Raw genomic sequence first — 3,966 nt, 5'->3', positions numbered from 1 at the left:
TGTTCAGCAATGGGCTTACTACCTTGATCTGGATGAGGCCGCTTTGACTCGTGATTGGCTGGTGCGCCGGGTGAACGTCAAGTCTGCAAGCTTGTTGTGCGCGAGTCCGGCTTCTTTCATTGATGGGTTGAAGGCGAACGCCAAGTCGCATGGCGTGCAGTTGCAATGGGTTGGGCCATGGTGGGCGCAGGGCGTTCAAAACTGGTTGTCTGCACTGGAGGCAGCGCCAGATCGGGCGGAGGGCGTGTGGACCTTGCACCTGCTTGAGCCGGAACGGGTCACGCATGTGGAGGTGTTGCTGCAGTCTGACCGGGTGCCACGTCTGCAGCGTGTCTGGTCTGATCGGGCGCGCGCGCTGGCCGAGTCCCCTCAGTCGTCTTGTGTGGTGCTGAAAGCGCCAGATGCCGCTGAAGCAGATCAGGTATGGGATCACGAGGCTGTTCAGCCCGTTCTGAAGGGGGCTGATGCCTGCTGGAGGAGCGTGGCATGAAGATGGCCTGGCTGGCTGGCCGTGACGCGGCCTGGGCCGATGAGCTGGATTTTGTCGGGCCACGTGTACGCACGGCGCCCTGGGCTTGGGCGGTGTTGCTGTTTGCGCTGCTGGCTTGCACCTGGACGTGGTATCAGGTGGAGCGCCTGGATGCGGACATGCGCGATGCCCAGCAGGTATTGAAGCGCCTCGAACGGGCGAAGCATCAGGAACACATCGATGCCCTGGCCAAGACTCAATCGAGTGCAAAGGGCGGTGGTGCCGTGAGCCTGTCACTTGAAAGAGCGCGACACGCTGCGCAGCTGGCGCAGTACCTGGCCTACCCGTGGTTGACCACGCTGGAGCAGGTCGAGGCATCGGCGCAAGCGGAGCAGGCCGTGATGCTGTCGTTCAGCCTGGATCTGGCCACCCTGGGTGCGCAGGCTGATAGCGCGCCGGAGGTGCACGTGGAGGCGGCCATCAAGGACGATGATGCCGCTTTGCGCTGGGCGCATGCACAGGGGCCAACGGCGCAGTTGCTCAAACGCGAGAAGTTGGCTGCCCCCTTTGTCACGGCGCTGGGCTCATACGAGTGGCGAGCGCAAGCCTCCTGGGCGGGAGCGCAACCATGATGGCGCGTTCGTTGAAGCAGCTGGGGCTGGCCGGCATCATGGGCTCGAGCTTGTTGATGGCGGCAGGCTGGGCGCAGTGGCACTGGGTGCCTGAGCAGCAAGCGGCCCTCGACAAGCTGGCCTCCCAGGCCCGGCACCTGCGCCATGATTTGCAGCAAGCCTCCCCGTTGTCGGATCCAGCCGAGCAGAATGTGCGTGTTCGTTCACCCGAAGCTGCCTGGGATGCGTTGTGGCAAGGCTTGCCTGACGCCGCTCAGCGCGTCCCTCTGCAGTCCGCGGTGTTGTCGGCGGCGAGCAAGCGCGGCGTGGCCATCAGCGGAGTGCAGTATCAAGGCGCGCGCCAGCCGTGGTCAGAGCGTGAGGGCCAGGTGTTGTGGCGTCAACGCATGGTCATGCCCGCCAGTGGCAGCTATCCCGCTGTCAAGGCCTGGTTGGCTGCCATGTTGAAAGAGCCTGCGCTCAGCATTGACGAGGTGTCACTGCAACGGGGCGATCTGGCCAGCGATCAGGTTCAAGTGCGGGTCGCCGTGTCTCTTTGGTGGCGCAAGCCAGAGAAGGCGCAACCATGAACCGCAATTTGTTGATCGCGCTGGTCGTGGTTGGTGGTCTGGCCGCCTGGATGGGCGGGCAGGGCGATGATGATCTGCTGGCGTCCCAGAAAGGTGGCAAGGCGCCCAGGCGACATGAGCGTGAGCAAAACGCGGATGTGTCATCGGCTGAGCGCCCCAATGCGGCTACGGGGGCAGGGCGTGAAGCCAAGGGTGAGTTGATGGCACCGTGGGTGGCAGCAACTTTGATGGGAGGCGTGCAGCGCTGGCAAGAACGAGGGCAGCAGCGGGGCGATGTGCAAGATGGCGTTGCTGTCGCTGATCAGTCGTTCAAGCCTGCCTTGGCATGGGCCAGCACCGCGCCGCCCCCGCAGCCGCCCATCCGGCAGCGCGTTGAAGAGGTGGCGCCGCCGCCTCCCCCTCCCCCCATGGCGCCGCGTTTCCCGCATGCCTGGGTAGGTCGATTCAATGACGATGCCCCGCTTCAGGCTGCCAGTTCTGCCTCAGCGCCTCCCCCGGTGGCGCGTGCCGTGTTGACCAGCCCGCAAAGCACCTGGGTGGTGCGTGTGGGCGACGTGATCGAAGGCCAGTGGCGCATCGATCGAATTCAGGACCGAACCATGAGTCTGACGTATCTGCCCTTGCAGCAACAACAGACCGTTGTGATGAGATGAGCATGATGGATTTGTCGATACTGCGTGCGCAGCTGGTAGTGGTCATCGTCATCGTGGCGACGCTGGTGACCGGGTGTGCCAACCCGGTCATTGAGGACGCCCACCGCCTGGCTGGCTTGGGTCAACATGAAGCGGCGCTTCAGAAGCTGGATGAAGCCGCGCGAAAAGACCAGACCGATCGGCAACTGCGCACGGAAGTGATGTTGCAGCGTGATGCCACGGTGGGTTATCTGGTCTATCTGGCTGATGCCGCACGGGCCGCTGGGCGGCTTGACGACGTGGCCCTTGTTCTCAAACGTCTGGAGGTGGCTGCACCACAGCACCCTCGTGTTGCCTGGCTGAGGAGCGAGCTGACGCGTTTGCGGCGGCATCAACGCTTGGTCGCCGAGGCACAGCAACAGCTGGATGCACAGGCCTACGAGCGTGCCGACGCGGCTTTGCAGACCGTGCTGTCTGAGGACCCGAACAATGGCAAGGCCCGCGCCATGATGAACAAGCTGGCCGAGTTGCGGGAGTCGCAAAGCCGCAAGCAATCTACTTTGCAACTGGCCACTGCCACCAAGCCGATTACGCTGGAGTTTCGGGAAGCATCGGTACGCACAGTGTTTGAGACCCTTGCGCGTGCCGCGGGTGTGAACTTCGTGTTCGACAAGGATGTTCGCAGCGATGCCAAGGTGACGCTCTTCCTCAAGAACACGACGGTGGACGAGGCCATGCGTGTGATCCTGGGCACGCAGCAGTTGGGCTCCAAACTGCTCAATGACAACACGGTGCTTGTCTTCCCGGCCACGCAGCAAAAGCAGCGCGATCTGCTGGACACGGTCACGCGGACCTTCTATCTGGTCAATGCCGATCCCAAGCAAGCCTTGTCATTGGTGCGTACGGTGGCCAAGACGCGCGACATCTTCGTCGACGAACGGCTGAACCTGCTGGTCATACGTGACACGCCTGAAGTGGTGCGCTTGGTCGAACGTCTGATCCAAAGCATCGATCTGGCTGACCCGGAGGTGATGCTGGAGCTGGAGGTGATGGAGGTGTCCAACAACCAGCTCAACGCGATGGGCATGTCCTGGCCGACATCGGTGTCATACGGCATACCGGGCTCAGCGGCTGCGTTAACCAGTTTCACAGGGCTGCAAGCCTTCACCACCAACCCCTTGGCCATCGCCACCTTGCGTGCCACGCATGACACGACCAACATCCTGGCCAATCCCAAGATCCGTGCGCGCAACCGTGAAAAGGCCAAGGTGCTGCTGGGTGAGAAGCTGCCCGTGTTCACGACAACCTCTACGCCTAGCAACGGCAGCATCTCCAATGCCGTCTCCATCAACTACGTGGACGTTGGCCTGAAGCTGGATGTCGAGCCACAGGTTCAACTGGACAACGACGTGACCATCAAGGTGGCGCTGGAAGTCAGCAGCATCACCAACAAGGTATCGGGACCGAACGATTCTTTCGCCTATCAAGTAGGAACGCGACAGGCCACCACCACCTTGCGCTTGCGGGACGGGGAGACTCAGATCCTGGCCGGCTTGATCAATGACAGTGAAAGCCGCAGTTCGGCAGGCATCCCCGGCTTCCATGACATGCCTGTTGTGGGGCGCCTGTTTGGCTTGACCACCAACGAGCACAAAAAGTCCGAG

General features: G+C 62.3%; 5 protein-coding genes. All 5 read left to right on the top strand.

The features are described from left to right. A partial coding sequence (locus EPO09_RS18040) for a hypothetical protein (protein WP_290645211.1) occupies window positions 1-490 on the top strand: 490 nt, incomplete at its 5' end. After that, window positions 487-1,101, top strand: a complete 615-nt coding sequence (locus tag EPO09_RS18035) for a hypothetical protein (protein ID WP_290645209.1) — start codon at window positions 487-489, stop codon at window positions 1,099-1,101. The genes EPO09_RS18040 and EPO09_RS18035, both read left to right, overlap by 4 nt. After that, window positions 1,098-1,670 carry a hypothetical protein gene (locus EPO09_RS18030; protein WP_290645207.1) on the top strand — a complete coding sequence of 191 codons (573 nt, stop codon included), beginning with the start codon at window positions 1,098-1,100 and terminating at the stop codon, window positions 1,668-1,670. The genes EPO09_RS18035 and EPO09_RS18030 overlap by 4 nt, the downstream gene beginning before the upstream one ends. Then, window positions 1,667-2,323: a hypothetical protein gene (locus EPO09_RS18025; RefSeq protein ID WP_290645205.1), complete on the top strand. Its 657-nt coding sequence runs from the start codon at window positions 1,667-1,669 to the stop codon at window positions 2,321-2,323. The genes EPO09_RS18030 and EPO09_RS18025 overlap by 4 nt, the downstream gene beginning before the upstream one ends. Then, window positions 2,320-3,966, top strand: a 1,647-nt coding sequence (locus tag EPO09_RS18020) for a secretin N-terminal domain-containing protein (protein ID WP_290645203.1), incomplete at its 3' end; no start/stop codon positions are given. The genes EPO09_RS18025 and EPO09_RS18020, both read left to right, overlap by 4 nt.

It is taken from the genome of Aquabacterium sp., from assembly GCF_004297345.1.
Taxonomy (GTDB): Bacteria; Pseudomonadota; Gammaproteobacteria; order Burkholderiales; family Burkholderiaceae_C; genus Aquabacterium.
This window is presented reverse-complemented; position numbering and strand designations above follow the sequence as displayed.

Excerpts from the sequence above, each read along its gene's own strand:
- EPO09_RS18035 (WP_290645209.1), top strand. The coding sequence starts at position 487 with ATGAAGATGGCCTGGCTGGCTGGCCGTGACGCGGCCTGGGCCGATGAG.
- EPO09_RS18030 (WP_290645207.1), top strand. The coding sequence starts at position 1,098 with ATGATGGCGCGTTCGTTGAAGCAGCTGGGGCTGGCCGGCATCATGGGC.
- EPO09_RS18025 (WP_290645205.1), top strand. The coding sequence starts at position 1,667 with ATGAACCGCAATTTGTTGATCGCGCTGGTCGTGGTTGGTGGTCTGGCC.